This window comes from Salinibacterium sp. NG253 (assembly GCF_015864945.1).
Lineage (GTDB): Bacteria > Actinomycetota > Actinomycetes > Actinomycetales > Microbacteriaceae > Rhodoglobus.
In genome coordinates, this window is the sequence record NZ_JADYWF010000003.1 from 78,843 (window position 1) to 95,948 (window position 17,106).

Here is a 17,106-nt window from a genome sequence, read left to right on the forward strand (position 1 = left end):
CAACCCCCCAATTTTCATCGCCGCGTAGTTACACGCCCCGATTCTGGAGACAGCGCTGTTATATAACGCTCTCGCGCTCTTAGCGCCCTTTGCCACCGATGACGGATCAGGCGATGGGGGCTTTCATGGCCCCTCGCTTATTGAGTTTGTCCCGCCCGGGTTTCTTTTCGTAGACACCCCCTTCGAGATCAACAGACTCATGTTGGTCCGCTTCATCGCCGTCGCCGTTCTGATCCTGCTGTTCTGGGTTGGCACGCGCCGCATGCGGATGATTCCGGGTCGCGGCCAGAGCATCCTTGAGATGGCTGTTGGTTTCGTCCAGTCGAATATCGCGGATGGCGCGCTGGGCAAGGTAGACGGCAAGCGGTTCATGCCGTTGCTCGCCACGATGTTCTTCATGGTGCTAGCGATGAACCTCACGGGTATTGTCCCTGGGCTCAATGTCGCCGGTACAGCAGTAATCGGTGTTCCACTGGTTCTCGCTCTTGTCGCGTACGTTGTTTTCATTTACGCCGGTATCAAAAAGCAGGGCATCACGTTCTTCAAGGCGTCGCTCTTCCCCGCCGGTGTGCCGTGGCCGCTCTACTTCATCGTTACTCCGATTGAGTTCGTTTCCACCTTCATCCTTCGTCCGGTAACTCTCGCTCTGCGACTCCTGATGAACATGATCGCCGGTCACATGCTTCTCGTGCTGTGCTTCTCGGCAACGCACTTCTTCTTGTTCACTGCTGGTGGCCTCTTCGGTCTCTTCAGCATTGGCACCCTCGCCTTTGGCTTCATCTTCACAATCTTCGAACTCCTTGTTGCGGTACTTCAGGCTTATGTCTTTACATTCCTGACCGCCGTATACATCCAGCTCGCGCTGGTCGAAGAGCACTAGACCGATCCCGGCACTCGCCTGGATTAGAAAACCACGGAAGGAAACACAAATGAACGTCGCAGAGCTGACTGGAAACATTGCACCCCTCGCATTCGGTGTTGCAACCATCGGACCCGCAATCGGTGTAGGCATCGTTGTGGGCAAGACCGTTGAGTCTGTTGCCCGCCAACCAGAACTTCAGGGTCGCCTCACGGGCCTCATGTTCCTCGGTATTGCATTCACCGAGGCGCTCGCGTTCATCGCGATCGCAGTTGCATTCATCCCTTTCCCCGGCTAATTACTAACAACTGATTGAGGAGGCTGGGATGCTTAGCGCACTACTGGCTGCTGCAGAAGACACTGAGGCTGATGTAATCAACCCGCTTCTTCCCGCAGATTACGACATCATTTGGTCGTTGGTTTGCTTCGCGATCATCTTGTTCTTCTTCTGGAAGAAGTTCCTTCCTGCACTGACGAAGACGCTGGATGCTCGTGCTGAGGCCATCGAAGGTGGCATCAAGAAGGCTGAGATTGCTCAGGCTGAAGCCGCTGAGGCTCTTGAGCAGTACAAGACGCAACTCGCCGAGGGGCGTGCCGAGGCCGCGAAGATTCGCGAACAGGCACGACTTGAGGGCACCGAGATCGTCAACGAGCTCAAAGAGCAGGCAACGGTTGAGGCCGCTCGCATCACTGCGAACGCGCAAGCCACGATCGAAGCAGAGCGCCAAGCAGCTCTCGTTTCGCTCCGCAGCGAAGTTGGCTCAATGGCCATCGACCTCGCATCGGGCGTTATCGGGCAGAGCTTGACGGACGACAAGAAGTCCTCCGCACTCGTCGACCAGTTCCTGGCTGACCTTGAGGCTTCAGAGAAGGCGAAGGCGAAGAAGTAATGGGATCAGCTACGAGAGAAGCGCTTGTAGCAGCGAAGGATGCTCTGTCATCCGTCACTGTCAAGAACTCTCTGGCCACTGGCGCAGAGCTGTTTGAAGCAGGGCGTGTCGTGGGCGATTCCGCTCAATTGCGCTCCGCTTTGGCCGATCCTGCCGCCGCTGCGAAAGACAAGGCCGCCATTGTCGGTTCGGTTTTCTCGTCGCTGAGCGCGTCAGCGCGCACCGTACTTTCAGCCATCGTGAGTGTTCGTTGGTCGGATGCCGATGACCTGCTCGCAGGAATCGAAGAGATCGGCATTCGCGCAATTGCGAAGTCCGCTCCGGCGAAGCTCTCCATAGATGACGAACTGTTCGCCTTCGGCGACACCGTGTCATCCGATGCTGAGTTAGAACTCGCTGTCGGAAGCAAACTTGGTTCCGCTGCATCGAAGTCGTCGTTGGTTCGCGAACTGCTCGCAGGCAAAGCCTCCGATCAGTCAATCGCCATCATCGACCAGCTCGTGCAGCAGCCGCGTGGCCGCCGTATCGGCGAGCTCGTCGCAACAGCCGCTGACATCGTGGCTGACCAAGCGGGCAAGTCAGTCGCAACAATTACGACTGCCGCGCCGTTGAAGGCCGCACAGCTCGATCGTCTGCGCGCCGGCCTTACCAAGAACTACGGACGCGATCTCAAGCTCAACGTTCGTATCGACCCCTCGCTCATCGGTGGGGTACGCGTTCAAATCGGTGACGAAGTCATCGACGGCAGCGTTTCCACCAAGCTCAATGACCTCAGGATCCAACTCGCGGGCTAGCGAGTTAGCAGACCTTTCCACGGAATAGGAAAACACAATGGCAGAACTCAGCATTAGTCCGGACGACATCCGCGACGCGCTCAAGGACTTCGTCAAGGCTTACGAGCCTGGCAAGGCTGCGACGACCGAGACGGGCACCGTCGTAGACGCTGCCGACGGTATCGCCCACGTTGACGGCCTCCCCGGCGTCATGGCCAACGAACTCATTCGCTTCGCCGATGGCACCCTGGGCCTCGCTCAAAACCTCGACGAAGACGAGATCGGTGTCGTCATCCTCGGTGAGTTCACCGGAATCGTCGAAGGCATGGAAGTTACTCGCACCGGCGAAGTACTTTCCGCTCCCGTCGGCGACGCGTTCCTCGGTCGCGTGGTTGACCCCCTTGGCGCCCCGATCGACGGTCTCGGCGAGATCAAGGCAGAGGGCCGTCGTGCACTCGAGCTTCAGGCGCCCGGCGTCATGGACCGCAAGAGCGTCCACGAGCCCATGCAGACCGGAATCAAGGCAATTGACGCCATGATCCCGATCGGCCGTGGCCAGCGTCAGCTCATCATTGGTGACCGCCAGACCGGTAAGACGGCCATCGCGATCGACACCATCATCAACCAGAAGCAAAACTGGGAGTCCGGTGACGAGAACAAGCAGGTTCGCTGCATCTACGTTGCTATCGGTCAAAAGGGTTCGACGATTGCTGCCGTCAAGGGCGCACTCGAAGAAGCTGGCGCCATGGAGTACACCACCATCGTGGCCGCTCCCGCCTCCGACCCCGCAGGATTCAAGTACCTCGCTCCTTACACCGGTTCGGCCATCGGCCAGCACTGGATGTACGGCGGCAAGCACGTACTGATCATCTTCGATGACCTCTCCAAGCAGGCTGAGGCTTACCGTGCAGTATCGCTGCTCCTGCGTCGTCCGCCAGGGCGTGAGGCTTACCCCGGTGACGTGTTCTACCTGCACTCCCGTCTGCTCGAGCGTTGTGCCAAGCTCTCCGACGAGCTCGGTGCCGGATCGATGACGGGTCTGCCCATCATCGAGACCAAGGCAAACGACGTCGCGGCCTACATCCCGACCAACGTGATCTCGATCACCGACGGCCAGATCTTCCTCCAGTCCGACCTGTTCAACGCCAACCAGCGTCCAGCAGTCGACGTGGGAATCTCGGTTTCGCGTGTGGGTGGAGACGCTCAGGTCAAGTCGATCAAGAAGGTTTCGGGAACGCTGAAGCTCGAGCTCGCTCAGTACCGCTCGCTCGAAGCATTCGCGATGTTCGCATCCGACCTCGACCCCACGAGCCGTCGCCAGCTTGCTCGAGGCGCTCGCCTCACCGAGCTGCTTCGCCAGCCGCAGTACTCGCCGTTCCCCGTCGAGAAGCAGGTCGTTTCGATCTGGGCCGGCACCAACGGCAAGCTCGATGAGGTTCCCGTCGAAGACATCCTGCGTTTTGAGAGCGAGCTTCACGACTACCTCGCCCGCAACACCAAGGTTCTCGACACCCTTCGCGAGAAGAACGCCCTCGATGACCAGCTGATCGCCGACATGGATGCCGGAGTTGAAGCATTCAAGCTTGGCTTCCAGACGGGTGAGGGCAAGTCCCTCAACTCCGTTGGTTCTGAGCAGTTCGAAGAGATCGCTGAAGAGGACATCGCTCAAGAGAAGATCGTCAAGCAGAAGCGCTGAGCTCTGCACCAGTGATCATCGACCAACACGACATAGAAAGTTAGAAAGCCATGGGAGCGCAACTTCGGGTCTACCGGCAGAAAATTAGTTCTGCCAAGACGACCAAGAAGATCACACGCGCGATGGAGCTGATCTCCGCGTCGCGCATTCAAAAGGCGAAGCAGCGGGTTGCTGCATCGGGTCCGTACTCACGTGCGGTCACTCGCGCCGTCTCGGCGGTGGCGACTTTCTCGAATGTCGATCACGTCCTGACAACCGAACCAGAGTCGATCGACCGCGCAGCGGTCCTCATCTTCTCGAGTGACCGCGGACTCGCGGGAGCGTTCAACTCGAACGTTCTTCGCGAAGCTGGCGAGCTAGCTGCTCGACTCGAAGCTGAAGGCAAAGAGGTTGTGTACTACCTCGTGGGCCGCAAGGCCGCCGCTTACTTTGCTTTCCGCAAGCGTGACGCAGAGCAGATTTGGACTGGCGGAACGGACTCACCAGAGTTCGAAATCGCTAAAGAAATCGGCGATGCAGTCGTCAGCAAGTTCTTGCAGCCGGCAAGCGAAGGTGGAGTGGACGAGATTCACATCGTCTACAACCGCCTCGTCAGCATGCTTTTGCAGGTTCCTGAGGTCGTTCGTCTTCTCCCACTGGAGATCGTTGAAGGTGTTGAGGCGCCCGAGGAGTCGGAGATTCTTCCGCTCTACGAGTTCGAACCAGAGGTAGACAAGGTGCTCGACGCCTTGCTTCCGGTGTACATCGAGAGCCGTATCTTCAACGCCATGCTCCAGTCCGCTGCTGCAAAGCACGCGGCAACGCAGAAGGCAATGAAGTCTGCAAGCGACAACGCAGACAAGCTCATCAACGACTACACGCGCTTGGCCAACAACGCGCGTCAGTCGGAGATCACCCAGCAGATTTCCGAGATCGTGGGCGGCGCGGACGCCCTCAGCTCGGCTAAGTAAGAACCATAGATAGGGAAGCCATGACTGAAAAAGCCCCGGCCAAAAAGGCCCCCGCTGCAAAGGCAGCAACCACAAAGGCAGCAGCTGCAAAGGCACCAGCCAAGAAGGCTCCTGCCAAGAAGGCAGCAGCTAAGACGGTTGCTGCTGCGACTGTTGCCGGTATCGGCCGCATCTCGCGCGTAACCGGTCCGGTCGTAGATGTAGAGTTCCCCCACGATTCGATCCCGGGAATCTACAACGCCCTCAAGACCAACGTCACGATCGGCGGCCAAACTACCGAGATCACACTTGAGGTTGCACAGCACCTCGGCGACGACGTCGTACGGGCCATTGCGCTCAAGCCGACTGACGGACTCGTTCGTGGCCAGGAAGTTCGCGACTCCGGCGAGCAGATCACCGTTCCCGTTGGTGACGTTACCAAGGGCAAGGTCTTCAACGTCACTGGTGACATCCTCAACGCGGATGAAGACGGCAAGGTCAATGGCGAGACCGTTGAGATCACCGAGCGCTGGCCCATCCACCGCAAGCCCCCGGCATTCGACCAGCTTGAGTCGAAGACTGAACTCTTCGAGACTGGTATCAAGGTCATCGACCTTCTCACCCCGTACGTCCAGGGTGGAAAGATTGGTCTGTTCGGTGGTGCCGGTGTCGGTAAGACCGTTCTTATCCAAGAAATGATCCAGCGTGTGGCTCAGGACCACGGTGGAGTTTCCGTATTCGCCGGTGTTGGTGAGCGTACCCGTGAAGGTAACGACCTCATCGCTGAAATGGATGAAGCGGGCGTCTTCGAGAAGACCGCTCTAGTCTTCGGCCAGATGGATGAGCCGCCAGGAACGCGTCTTCGCGTTGCGCTCTCGGCTCTCACCATGGCTGAGTACTTCCGTGACGTTCAGAAGCAAGACGTGTTGCTCTTCATCGACAACATCTTCCGCTTCACCCAGGCCGGTTCTGAAGTATCGACCCTTCTGGGCCGCATGCCTTCAGCTGTTGGTTACCAGCCGAACCTCGCCGACGAGATGGGTATCCTCCAAGAGCGCATCACCTCGACGCGTGGTCACTCGATTACGTCGCTGCAGGCAATTTACGTTCCTGCCGATGACTACACCGACCCGGCTCCGGCAACCACCTTCGCCCACCTCGACGCCACGACTGAGCTCAGCCGTGAAATCGCATCGAAGGGTCTTTACCCCGCCGTTGACCCGCTCACCTCGACGAGTCGTATCCTCGACCCCCGTTACCTAGGTGCCGACCACTACCGTGTCGCGACCAACGTGAAGCAGATTCTGCAGAAGAACAAGGAACTCCAGGAGATCATCGCGATCCTCGGTGTTGACGAGCTTTCTGAAGAAGACAAGATCACCGTATCGCGCGCACGTCGCATCCAGCAGTTCCTCTCGCAGAACACCTACATGGCTAAGAAGTTCACCGGTGTTGAGGGATCGACTGTTCCGCTCAAGGAGACCATCGAGTCGTTCGACGCGATCGTCAAGGGCGAGTTCGACCACGTTGCTGAGCAGGCGTTCTTCAACGTCGGTGGCATCAACGATGTCGAAGAGCAGTGGGCCAAGATTCAGAAAGAGAACTCCTAACAATGGCAGTTCTGACAGTGAGCGTCGTCTCCGCCGACCAGGAAATCTGGTCGGGGGAGGCGAGCCAGCTCGTCGCTCGCACCACTGAAGGTGAGATCGGTATCCTTCCCGGCCACGAACCGCTTCTCGCGATTCTGGCTCAGGGAGAAGTTCGTGTGACCACCGCAGATGGCAAGAACGTGACCGCTACCGCGGACAACGGCTTCCTCTCGGTTGAGCACAACACCGTAACAGTGGTGGCAAGCACCGCTGAACTCGTCTAGTTTTCTAATCATGCTTATAGCGATGGCCGGGTTGCCGGGCGCAGGAAAAACCACGATCGCTGAGGTCGTGGGCGCCCGGCGCAAGACCACCGTGCTCTCCGTCGACCAGATCGAGACAGCAATTCTGAAGGCCGGCATCAGTGCCGGACAACCCATCGGACTTGCTGCCTATCTGGTGGCTGAGGCGCTAGCAGAATCAGTCTTGCTGAACGACGACGACATCATCATCGATGCCGTCAACGCGGTAGATCCGGCCCGTGAACAATGGGTCAGTCTCGCGGAACGCACCGGCTCTGGCATCCGCTTCATCGAAGTGGTGTGCTCGGACGAAGCTGTGCACGAAGAACGGCTCGTGGAACGCGCTGCGAAGCGTGCTCTCGCTGGCGCACCCGATCGTGACGCAGTAGAGCAGAGCGTTGAAGAGTACTCCCCGTGGGGTGGAGTGAGCGGCGCTGTCGCGCGCATCACTCTCGACTCGGCAGGCCCTATCGGCGTGAACGTCGAACGGGCATCCGCGTTCCTCGACGCGTGATCATTCTTCTCCCACCCTCTGAAACAAAGCGTGACGGGGGAGACGATAACGCCGCCCTCGACTTAACTCAGCTCTCGTTCCCTCAACTTACTGAGGAACGAAAAGCTGTGTCGCACGCCCTCATTGAGCTGGCGGGCGACGCTGACGCAGCGCAACGGGCTTTAGGAATCAGCGCGAAGCAGCTGTTCGAGGTTGAACGTAACCGCACACTCGCAGCTTCACCAGTGATGCCCGCCCTCAAGCGCTACACAGGTGTTCTTTTCGATGGACTAGATGCCGCGTCGCTCACCCCGGAAGAATGGGCCTTCGCTGAAAAAAGTGTGGTCGTGCACTCCGCATTGTTTGGTCCGATCGGTGCGGGAGATCCCATCCCGGCCTATCGCCTTTCCCACAATTCAAAGGTGCCAGGCCTCCCGTTGAAGCGGTACTGGCGTGTACCAGCATCTGCGGCGCTTGCCTCGGTTGAGGGGCTCCAACTCGACTTTCGGTCGGAGGCCTACGCCCAACTGGGTGCTGCATCCGCCGACAGCATTTACCTCCGGGTGGTGACCGAAGGCGCTGATGGCAAACGGGTCGCGCTCAGTCACTTCAACAAGAAGTCCAAAGGGCTCTTTGCTCGTGCTCTCATCAGAGCGGGAATCGACCATACCTCGATCGATTCGCTCCTTACTTGGGCGAACGGCGCAGGCTTCCGTCTTGAGCATGGTGCCCCTGGCGAGCTAGACCTCGTCGTGGAGAACGCGTAGCTCACGCTGCGCTGCGACTACGCCACGCTCCAGCAGCCTTCGAGATGGTCGTCGACCATGCCGGCAGACTGCATGAGCGCGTACATCGTCGTCGGTCCGACAAAGCGGAAGCCGTGTGCCTTGAGCGCTTTGCTCATGGCGGTGGACTCGGGGGTGATGGCCGGTACTTCAGTAAAAGTGCGCAGCCGTTCATGGCGAGCGGGGGGAGCGAAGCTCCAGAGAAGGGCGTCGAGGGCGCCCGGGGCGTTCTCCGTCAGCGCGAGTGTTGCCTTCGCGTTGGTGATGGCGGCGGAAACTTTCAAACGATTGCGAATGATGCGCGGATCGTCGAGGAGCCGTGCCACATCGTCATCTCCGTAGTCCGCGATCGTTGACGCATCAAACTGATCGAAGGCTTCGCGGATTCCCTCGCGCCGACGCAGGATCGTGATCCACGACAACCCTGCTTGGAATGCTTCGAGCATGATCTTCTCGAATAGGCGGTGATCGCCGCGCAGCGGATTGCCCCACTCGTCATCGTGGTACTTGCGATACAGCTCGTCGTCGCCCACCCAGCTGCACCGAGCTCGGCCATCGGGGCCGACAATCAGTGCTTCACGATCGCTCACTTGTGAGCGATCCCCTCGTGCTTGAGCAGCCACACCTTGGTGGGAACGCCTTCGCCACCGCTATAGCCGGTGATGCGCTGGTTTGAAGCCAGTACGCGGTGGCACGGGACGATGATCGGGATGGGATTGGCTCCGACAGCGCCGCCAACGGCTCTGCCCGCACTCGGTCGCCCGGTAGCGCGCCCGATGTCGGCATATGACACCGCAGCACCGAAGGGGAGCTGACCGAGCTGGAGCCACACCGAACGCTGAAACTCGGTGCCGATCGTGGATAGCGGGAGGTCGAAGGATCGACGCGTGCCCGCGAAATACTCGCCGAGCTGCTGAGCAGCCTGCGCGAGCACCGCGCATGAAGCTTCAGGCTGCTGATCGTGAGGGAGCGCGCCCGAGCTTTCAATGGCGAGGCCAGTGACGTGCTCGCCGTCGCTCGTAAGCTCGATACGGCCGATAGGCGACGGCACCCTGAGTAGGTACGCGACCTCTGTGGAGGGGGATGTGATCGTGTGCATGTGTCGAGCGTACGCTGTGCTGTTTCTGGGCCGCTGGCTATTTTCGGACATTGCAATTCCGGGAGGAATTGGGATGCTGGTGAGGAGAGGCGTTAGATGCCGTCTTCGTTGCGCGGCTCGATGTTGATGCTCTGGTTGAGTTCGCTAATCGTCGTGTTGAGCGCCTCAAGCTGCTTCACCAGGTCGTCGTAGGTATCGACGTCCGCTTCGATGGAATCATAGAGAGTGTTGAGGAAATCCTGACGACTTATGAGTTCGTTGCGTTCGCTGTTGAACTGATCGAGGGTGTTGAAATCGCCCTCATCGGCGCGTGAATTGAAGCTATCGATGTCGTCGTTGAGCTGGTCATAGCCAGAGTTGTAGGTCGCGTAGTCGTCATCGATGCTCGCGCGAAGAGTGTCCAGCTGCTCGACGAGTTTCGCGCTGGCCTCCAACTGTTCGGTGAAGACAGCGTTCGACGTCTCGTGAAGCGCTACAACGGTGGCACGGTCGGTGAAGTATATCGCGTAGTGAGCCTCAAGTTCCGGAGTGAGATCAGCAAACTCGGTACCGATGATCGAATGCAGTTCGTTTGCGCGCTCGCCAGGCTCCGTCTTCGCGTAGAACTCAAGGGTCGTCGCAAACTCGGGATCATCCTTCATGCTCTCGGCTGCTGCCTCAAGCAGGGGAGTCAGAGCGTCTTGCTCTTCACTCGACATGCGATCCCACGCGGCGTGCAACATTTCGTGGGCAGCGACGACTTCTTCGATGCCGTCGAGTCGCTCATCCGTTACGTCATAGAGAAAGATCGACTTGCTGCTCGGAAAGTAGCACCCGAGCACGCCGAAATTCTCTTCCACGTTGGAGCACGTGGTGTTGAAAACCGGGTTCGTTTCAATCTTGGGATGGCTGGCGTAGAACAGGAACTGGCCCTCTTCGGACATGGCAGCGGTAGTTACATACGCTTTTACCGTCGCCGATGGCTCAAAATCCCACACCGCGAACTGATCCGAAATGCGCTGCTGGTTGGTGAGCGCCCAGACACCACCCGCAATGACCACGAGATTGAGCGCGACAGCGAGCACGATGGCGATGACGCGCGCAACGGTAATGCGCGCATCGCTTTCGTGGGGACGCTGCGTTAGCGATTTATCCTCAATGCTCACGAAAAGAACTCTATCTGAGCCGTGGGGTCAGAGGGAGGGGCGAACCTGGTGAGTTCTAGAGACGGCTCCATGCTTCGGTCAAGACCGAGCGCAGGATTGATTCTATCTCGTCAAACTCGGCAGGTCCGATCGTGAGCGGTGGTGCCAGCTGAATCACAGGGTCGCCACGGTCATCCGCTCGGCAATACAAGCCGGCTTCGTAGAGCGCCTTCGACAAGAACCCGCGGAGCAGACGCTCGGATTCGTCCTCATTGAAGGTTTCTTTTGTCGCCTTATCTTTCACAAGCTCGATGCCAAAGAAGTATCCATCGCCACGCACATCGCCGACGATAGGAAGGTCGAGCAGGCGCTCAAGGGCAGCCCGGAACTTCGGCGAGTTCTCGCGAACGTGCTCGTTGATCTTCTCTTCTTCGAAAATGTCGAGGTTCTCCAAGGCAACCGCGGCGGAAACCGGATGTCCGCCGAAGGTGTAGCCGTGGTAGAACGTTGTAGCGCCGTGCTTGAAGGGCTCGTAGATGCGGTCAGACACGATTGTGGCGCCGATAGGCGAGTAGCCACTCGTCATTCCCTTGGCACACGTGATCATGTCGGGAACGTAGTCGTAGGCGTCGCACGCGAACATGTGGCCAAGGCGACCGAAGGCACAAATGACTTCGTCGCTGACCAGCAGTACGTCGTACTCGTCACAGATCTCGCGAACACGTTGGAAGTAGCCGGGGGGAGGCGGGAAGCATCCACCCGAGTTTTGCACGGGCTCGAGGAATACGGCTGCAACAGTCTCAGGGCCTTCGAAGAGGATCATTTCTTCGATGCGGTTGGCCGCCCACAGTCCGAATTCTTCTTCGGTGCCGTGGAAGCCCATTTCCTCTGCGCGGTAATAGTTGGTGTTCGGCACGCGGAAGCCACCAGGAACGAGAGGCTCAAACATCTCCTTCATTCCGGGGATGCCGGTGATGGCCAGAGCGCCCTGAGGGGTGCCGTGGTAGGCAACCGCGCGGGAAATTACTTTGTGCTTAGTGTGACGGCCCTGCAGCTTCCAGTACTGCTTAGCCAGCTTGAATGCAGTCTCAACGGCTTCGCCGCCGCCGGTGGAGAAGAACACACGGTTGAGGTCGCCGGGCGCGTAGCCAGCCAGACGATCGGCCAATTCGATGGCGTTGGGGTGCGCGTAGGACCAGATCGGGAAGAACGCGAGCTCTTCGGCCTGCTTGGCGGCAACCTCGGCGAGGCGCTTGCGGCCGTGGCCAGCATTGACCACGAAAAGTCCGCTCAAGCCGTCGAAGTACTTGTTGCCTTTGCTGTCATAAATGTGGTGGCCTTCGCCGCGCACGATGATGGGAACCCCGGCACCGTCTTCCATCACCGATTGGCGAGAGAAGTGCATCCACAGGTGGTCTTTGGCTTTTTGTTGAAGATCGGCTTCGTCGTACTCTGACATGGCTGACGCTTTCTTGAGGGTTGTAGAGGAACGCTTAGCGCGTTCCCCAGTTGTAGAACTGCTTGTGGAGGCGCAGATAAACGAAGGTTTCCGTCGAACGCACGCCGTCAATCCCGCGAATGTCGCGGTTGAGAAGGTCGATCAAGTCGTCGTCGTTTTCGCAGACCACTTCGGCGAGGATGTCGAAGCTGCCAGCGGTGAGAACGACATAGTCGACAGCGGGCAATTTTCCAATCGTTTCGGCAACGACGGTTGTATCTCCCGAGACTTGGATGCCGATCATGGCTTGGCGGAAGAAGCCAAGCTGCATGGGGTCGGTAACCGCGACGACCTGCATGACGCCGGAGTCTGTCAGCTTCTGCACGCGCTGACGAACGGCGGCTTCACTGAGGCCAACTGCCTTACCGATCTCAGCGTAGGAGCGTCGGCCATCGTTCTGAAGCTGCTCGATGATGGCCTTTGAAACGTCGTCAAGATGCACAGGCTTGTTTGCGGAACTACGCGACGGGGTGGTCATGCCTCGATTTTGTCAGTTCAAACCCGCTTCTGCAAGCGATTCCGAATCAAAATAGTGATTTTGCTGCGGAAACCGTCAGTCTGCGGGTAGATTCCGGAGGACACCCTCGCTATCGTTGACGCATGAGCGCTTCAGAAATCAAGAACTTCATCAACGGCGAGTATGTAGCCGCGCGCACCGAGTCCAGTTTCGACGTGATCGACCCCGCGACTGAGCACAGCTACGCGGAGTCGCCTGTTTCGTCAGCGGCCGACGTCGACGCTGCCTACGCTGCCGCATCCACCGCCTTCGAGACCTGGGGCGAAACGACCCCATCGGAGCGCCAACTCGCCCTGTTCCGCATCGCCGATGCCATGGAAGCACGCGCCGACGAATTCGCCGACCTTGAATCGAAAGACACCGGCAAGCCTCGCGCCAGTCTCGTCGCGGACGAGATCATGCTCTCCGTTGACCAGATCCGATTCTTTGCGGGAGAGTCTCGACACCTCTCGGGCATGGCCTCTGCCGAGTATATGAAGGACCACACGTCATCGATTCGCCGCGAGCCGATCGGCGTAATTGGTCAAGTAGCGCCGTGGAACTACCCACTCAACATGGCCGTCTGGAAAGTTGCCCCGGCAATCGCCGCAGGCAACACGACGGTGCTGAAGCCCAGCGACACGACACCCTCGGCCACCCTGCTGTTCGCCGAGGTCGCCTCCGAGTTCCTGCCAGCCGGCGTCTTCAACGTTCTGACGGGCGACCGCACCACTGGCGGTCTCATGATCGACCACAAGACGCCACAGATGGTGTCGATTACGGGATCGGTGCGGGCGGGAATGGAAGTCGCTAAGGCCGCATCCGTTGATCTCAAGCGTGTGCACCTGGAACTGGGCGGCAAGGCTCCGGTCATTGTCTTTGACGATGCCGACATCGAGTCCGCCGTCGCCGGAATTGGGGCCGCAGGCTATTTCAACGCGGGCCAAGACTGCACCGCGGCCACCCGAGTGATCGTGCACGAGCAGGTACATGACGAATTCGTGGCAGCCCTCGTAGCTTGGACGCGTGACAACGCGACAACGGGCGCGCCAAACGAAGACGTCTATTTCGGTGCCGTCAACAACGCGAACCAACTCGCTCAAGTGTCACGCGTGATCGAGGAGTTGCCTTCGCACGCTCACGTCGAGCTCGGCGGCACGCGCCAAGGCAGCCAGGGCTACTTCTACGAAGCCACGATCGTTTCTGGGCTGCAGCAACACGACTCCGCCGTGCAGAATGAAATCTTCGGCCCCGTCATCACCGTCCAGAAATTCACGGATGAGAACCAAGCGTTGGAGTGGGCCAACGACGTCAACTACGGTTTGGCTTCGAGCGTGTGGACTCGCGATCACGGTCGTGCGATGCGATTCGCAAAGCACCTCGACTTCGGTTGCGTGTGGATCAACACCCACATTCCGATTGTCGCCGAAATGCCCCACGGCGGTTTCAAGCACTCCGGATACGGCAAAGATCTCTCGAGCTACGGCTTCGAGGACTACACGCGAATCAAACACGTGATGAGTTTTATCGGACAAGCGTGACGCGCTCCCACGAGAAAACGTCAAGCGTGTCTAAGATTGCGGCGTGAGGCAAGACTTTGATGACACGATAACGGCGGGCCAGCGGCCCACAGTGTGGTCGAACGTTCCTGACCTCGATGACACAGTTATTCTCAGTTCTCGACGTCGACCGGTTACCGTGCAGCCGTACGAGCGTCCGGTGGAGGCCCACGCGAAGCAGGCGTCAGCCACCACCGCTCAGGAGGCGGCACGATTGCGAGCGCGCGCCGCAGCTCAAGTGAAGCCTCCTCAGCAGACTTCGCCGCCGGCGGCATCCGAGTCATCTGCGATGTACTACCGAGTGCAACTCGACGGCACGGGGCAGGCTCATTCGCTTGAGCACGCGTGCGTATTCGGTCGTGATCCACGACCGCCGCGCATCGTCAAGGGTGTTGGGCCACGCTTGGTTGCGGTGCAATCGCCGCTGCGCGAAGTCTCTGAGACGCACGTCGAAGTGCGACAATTGGGAGCTTCGGTGATCGTGACTGATCTGCGATCAACGAACGGTTCCATCGTTCAAGTGCCAGGCAATGCTGCACGAAAACTCCGTCAGGGTGAGTCGGTGGTCGTTTCGACCGGCACGCTAGTGGATATTGGGGACGGAAACATTATTCGGATTCTGCCTCGGCGGCGTCTGGAGTAAAACGGGCAGGAAGGTAGCCGTGACCGAAATCGGCGGCAACAACCCGAAGCACACCATCGCTCTACCAGGGCGAGAACAACAAACGTTTACGTTTGCGTGGGCTGCGGGAACTCATACGGGCCATCGGCGCGCCGCAAACGAGGACAGCTACGTCGCGCGTTCTCCCATGTTCGCTGTGGCCGATGGCATGGGCGGTCACTCCGCCGGTGATTTGGCGAGCGCTGCGGTCGTGGAGCGGCTCGACGACGCGATTACGGGTGATTTTTTGCCTGCTCGCGCCGTGGAACGCGCTCTCGAGCGGGCGACCGACTACATCAGCCTCATCGCTCAAGACAGCGAGTTGGGGGTTGGCACGACGGTCACCGGCGTCGTGATCACAGAGCACCACGAATCGGCAAGCTTCGCTGTCTTCAACGTCGGTGACAGCCGCGTATACGACTACGAGAACGATCGACTGGTACAGGTCACGCGAGACCACTCGGTTGTTCAAGATCTTGTGGATGCCGGGGTGATTTCCCGCGAAGAAGCGGAAGATCATCCTGATGCCAACATCATCACTCGCGCGGTGGGCTTCAACGCGACCCCGTCGCCCGACTTCTGGATACTTCCGATTCAGCGCGGTCAGCGGCTCTTGATCTGCTCGGACGGCCTCACCCGCGAGGTTTCAGACGTCGAGATTTCACGGATTTTCGCAAAGCATAGTTCGGCGGAGGAAACTGTGTCAGAACTCATTGATTCCGCACTCGACAGCGGCGGTCGCGACAACATCACGGCCATTGTGATCGACGTGTTAGAAGTACCTACAGCGACATAGTCGTCTAGTCCTCCATACTGGGGACAGACAATCTGACCCCAGACAAGGGGCAGAATCCGATTTGTGAGTGCTTTCCTCACTTAGAATGATCGAACTCGACGACATGTAAGGGGTGTTTCTGTGGCTCGAAGACTGCCCTCAGATCCGCCTGCCCTGCCCGGGTTCTCACATGTGCACGTTTTGGGCTCCGGTGGATTCGCCGATGTGTTCTTGTATGAGCAGAATATGCCGCGTCGCCAAGTCGCCGTCAAGGTTATGCTCAGCGAGGTCGTCAACGACCAGGTTCGCCTCATGTTTCAGGCTGAAGCGAACCTTATGGCACAGCTCAGTTCGCACCCCTCAATCCTCACGGTGTACCAGGCGAGTGTCTCGTCTGATGGTCGCCCCTATTTGGTGATGGAACTGTGTTCTTCCACCCTCAGCCAGCGCTACCGCATGGAGCGACTTCCGGTGCCCGAAGTGCTGCGAATCGCGATCAAGATCGGCAGCGCGATCGAGACGGCCCACCGTGCGGGCGTATTGCACCGAGACATTAAGCCGTCCAATATTTTGACGACCGCTTATGGGCATCCGGTGCTGTCTGACTTTGGTATTGCCGCAACGCTGAGCGAGTCTGAAAATCTTGAAGCCGTTGGTATGTCGATCCCGTGGTCTGCTCCAGAAGTGTTGATGGATGAGACGGCCGGCACGATTGAGTCCGAGCTGTGGTCCTATGCCGCGACCGTGTACTCGCTCTTGGCCGGGCGTTCACCCTTCGAAGTTCCGGGGGAGTCGAACAAATCGACTGACCTCATTTCTCGAATCAACCGAGCAAAGCCACGCGCGACCGGACGCAGCGACGTTCCTGAGAGCCTTGAGCGTGCGCTCAACCGTGCCATGTCTCGCAAGCCTGAAGCACGTCAGGGCAGCGTGCTAGAGCTCGTGCATGAACTGCAGGCGGTGGAGTCCGAACTGGGCCTCTCTCAGACTGCCATCGAAGTTGCCATGGATGACTGGGCGCTCGCGACTGTCGCTGAGCTTGAGGACCGCACGCGAGTGCGTCCGGGGCAGGCCGCGCCGATGACATCGTCACAGCGTCGCAAGCGCCGACGTCCTGCCGCCGTCGACGACAGCTTTGGGTCGTTCGAGAGCGAAGCGGCTGAAGGCAAGATGTCGCGTCGCAAGACGGGGATGAGCCCGATTCCCCGTACTCGCGGCATGCAGACGATCGCCTGGATCGGTGTCGCGGTTGCAGCTCTCGTGGTCGTTCTCGGTGCCACCGTCACGCTTGTCCAATTGCAGTCGGGCTCGACCGACATCCCGACCGTGAGCGATATCAGCGCTACGGTTTCGACTGATGTCGTGGAGTTCTCGTGGCTCGACCCCGGTCTTGAACCGGGCGACTCGTACCAAATCACTACGACAGACAATCAGCCTCCTTTGCAGCAGCGAGAGCCCAGCTTCGTGGTCGATGCGGAGTCGGGAGAGAACGTCTGTATCTCGGTAACGGTAACTCGCGACGGCAAATCTGGTGCAGCGAGCGCGCAGAAATGTGCGGTGTTGCCGTAATGATGGGTA

Annotated in this window: 19 protein-coding genes; 14 read left to right on the forward strand and 5 right to left on the reverse strand. The window is 59.0% G+C overall.

What is annotated here, in order from left to right:
* Positions 1-55 precede the first annotated feature (55 nt).
* Genes atpB through I6E52_RS13300 form a run of 10 tightly spaced genes read left to right on the forward strand, consistent with a single transcriptional unit; the run spans position 56 to position 8,298 of the window.
* Positions 56-880: a F0F1 ATP synthase subunit A gene (atpB, locus tag I6E52_RS13255; protein ID WP_197126757.1), complete on the forward strand. Its 825-nt coding sequence runs from the start codon at positions 56-58 to the stop codon at positions 878-880.
* 49 nt (positions 881-929) lie between these two features.
* Positions 930-1,157, forward strand: coding sequence for an ATP synthase F0 subunit C (atpE, locus tag I6E52_RS13260; protein WP_197108946.1), 228 nt, complete (start codon positions 930-932; stop codon positions 1,155-1,157).
* A 28-nt stretch (positions 1,158-1,185) separates the two neighbouring features.
* Positions 1,186-1,749 carry a F0F1 ATP synthase subunit B gene (locus tag I6E52_RS13265; protein ID WP_197126579.1) on the forward strand — a complete coding sequence of 188 codons (564 nt, stop codon included), beginning with the start codon at positions 1,186-1,188 and terminating at the stop codon, positions 1,747-1,749.
* Positions 1,749-2,543, forward strand: coding sequence for a F0F1 ATP synthase subunit delta (locus tag I6E52_RS13270; RefSeq protein WP_197158192.1), 795 nt, complete (start codon positions 1,749-1,751; stop codon positions 2,541-2,543). The genes I6E52_RS13265 and I6E52_RS13270 overlap by 1 nt, the downstream gene beginning before the upstream one ends.
* 37 nt (positions 2,544-2,580) lie before the next feature.
* Entirely contained in the window at positions 2,581-4,218 is a 1,638-nt protein-coding gene (gene atpA / locus I6E52_RS13275) for a F0F1 ATP synthase subunit alpha (RefSeq protein WP_197108943.1), read from the forward strand.
* A 50-nt stretch (positions 4,219-4,268) separates the two neighbouring features.
* Positions 4,269-5,168, forward strand: coding sequence for a F0F1 ATP synthase subunit gamma (locus I6E52_RS13280; RefSeq protein ID WP_197126585.1), 900 nt, complete (start codon positions 4,269-4,271; stop codon positions 5,166-5,168).
* 20 nt (positions 5,169-5,188) lie between these two features.
* Positions 5,189-6,757 carry a F0F1 ATP synthase subunit beta gene (atpD, locus tag I6E52_RS13285; RefSeq protein ID WP_231602205.1) on the forward strand — a complete coding sequence of 523 codons (1,569 nt, stop codon included), beginning with the start codon at positions 5,189-5,191 and terminating at the stop codon, positions 6,755-6,757.
* Between the two features lie 2 nt (positions 6,758-6,759).
* Positions 6,760-7,020 carry a F0F1 ATP synthase subunit epsilon gene (locus I6E52_RS13290; protein WP_197126587.1) on the forward strand — a complete coding sequence of 87 codons (261 nt, stop codon included), beginning with the start codon at positions 6,760-6,762 and terminating at the stop codon, positions 7,018-7,020.
* 10 nt (positions 7,021-7,030) lie between these two features.
* Complete coding sequence (locus I6E52_RS13295) at positions 7,031-7,552, forward strand: ATP-binding protein (RefSeq protein ID WP_197126589.1); 522 nt, start codon at positions 7,031-7,033, stop codon at positions 7,550-7,552.
* Entirely contained in the window at positions 7,549-8,298 is a 750-nt protein-coding gene (locus I6E52_RS13300; RefSeq protein ID WP_197158194.1) for a YaaA family protein, read from the forward strand. The genes I6E52_RS13295 and I6E52_RS13300 overlap by 4 nt, the downstream gene beginning before the upstream one ends.
* Positions 8,299-8,315: 17 nt before the next feature.
* Here I6E52_RS13300 and I6E52_RS13305 read toward each other — a convergent pair whose 3' ends face one another.
* The 5 genes from I6E52_RS13305 to I6E52_RS13325 all read right to left on the reverse strand — a co-directional run bounded on the left by I6E52_RS13305 (position 8,316) and on the right by I6E52_RS13325 (position 12,515).
* Positions 8,316-8,906, reverse strand: a complete 591-nt coding sequence (locus I6E52_RS13305) for a DNA-3-methyladenine glycosylase I (protein WP_197158196.1) — start codon at positions 8,904-8,906, stop codon at positions 8,316-8,318.
* Entirely contained in the window at positions 8,903-9,415 is a 513-nt protein-coding gene (locus tag I6E52_RS13310; protein WP_197158198.1) for a methylated-DNA--[protein]-cysteine S-methyltransferase, read from the reverse strand. Before I6E52_RS13310 ends, I6E52_RS13305 begins: the two co-directional genes overlap by 4 nt.
* 92 nt (positions 9,416-9,507) lie before the next feature.
* Complete coding sequence (locus I6E52_RS13315) at positions 9,508-10,560, reverse strand: hypothetical protein (RefSeq protein ID WP_231602207.1); 1,053 nt, start codon at positions 10,558-10,560, stop codon at positions 9,508-9,510.
* 55 nt (positions 10,561-10,615) lie between these two features.
* The gene (locus tag I6E52_RS13320; RefSeq protein ID WP_197139140.1) at positions 10,616-11,998 is read right to left on the reverse strand and encodes an aspartate aminotransferase family protein; all 1,383 of its coding nucleotides are present in this window, start codon (positions 11,996-11,998) and stop codon (positions 10,616-10,618) included.
* A gap of 34 nt (positions 11,999-12,032) precedes the next feature.
* The gene (locus I6E52_RS13325; protein ID WP_197108937.1) at positions 12,033-12,515 is read right to left on the reverse strand and encodes an Lrp/AsnC family transcriptional regulator; all 483 of its coding nucleotides are present in this window, start codon (positions 12,513-12,515) and stop codon (positions 12,033-12,035) included.
* Between the two features lie 122 nt (positions 12,516-12,637).
* Between I6E52_RS13325 and I6E52_RS13330 the strand changes: the two genes are divergently transcribed.
* From I6E52_RS13330 to I6E52_RS13345, 4 genes are all read left to right on the forward strand, one after another.
* Entirely contained in the window at positions 12,638-14,074 is a 1,437-nt protein-coding gene (locus tag I6E52_RS13330; protein ID WP_197158200.1) for an aminobutyraldehyde dehydrogenase, read from the forward strand.
* Between the two features lie 43 nt (positions 14,075-14,117).
* Positions 14,118-14,735 (forward strand): FHA domain-containing protein, encoded by a 618-nt coding sequence (locus I6E52_RS14605; protein WP_197158202.1) that lies wholly within the window; start codon positions 14,118-14,120, stop codon positions 14,733-14,735.
* Between the two features lie 19 nt (positions 14,736-14,754).
* Entirely contained in the window at positions 14,755-15,549 is a 795-nt protein-coding gene (locus tag I6E52_RS13340) for a PP2C family serine/threonine-protein phosphatase (RefSeq protein WP_197158205.1), read from the forward strand.
* A 120-nt stretch (positions 15,550-15,669) separates the two neighbouring features.
* Positions 15,670-17,097 (forward strand): serine/threonine-protein kinase, encoded by a 1,428-nt coding sequence (locus I6E52_RS13345; protein WP_197158207.1) that lies wholly within the window; start codon positions 15,670-15,672, stop codon positions 17,095-17,097.
* The last annotated feature ends 9 nt before the right edge of the window (positions 17,098-17,106 follow it).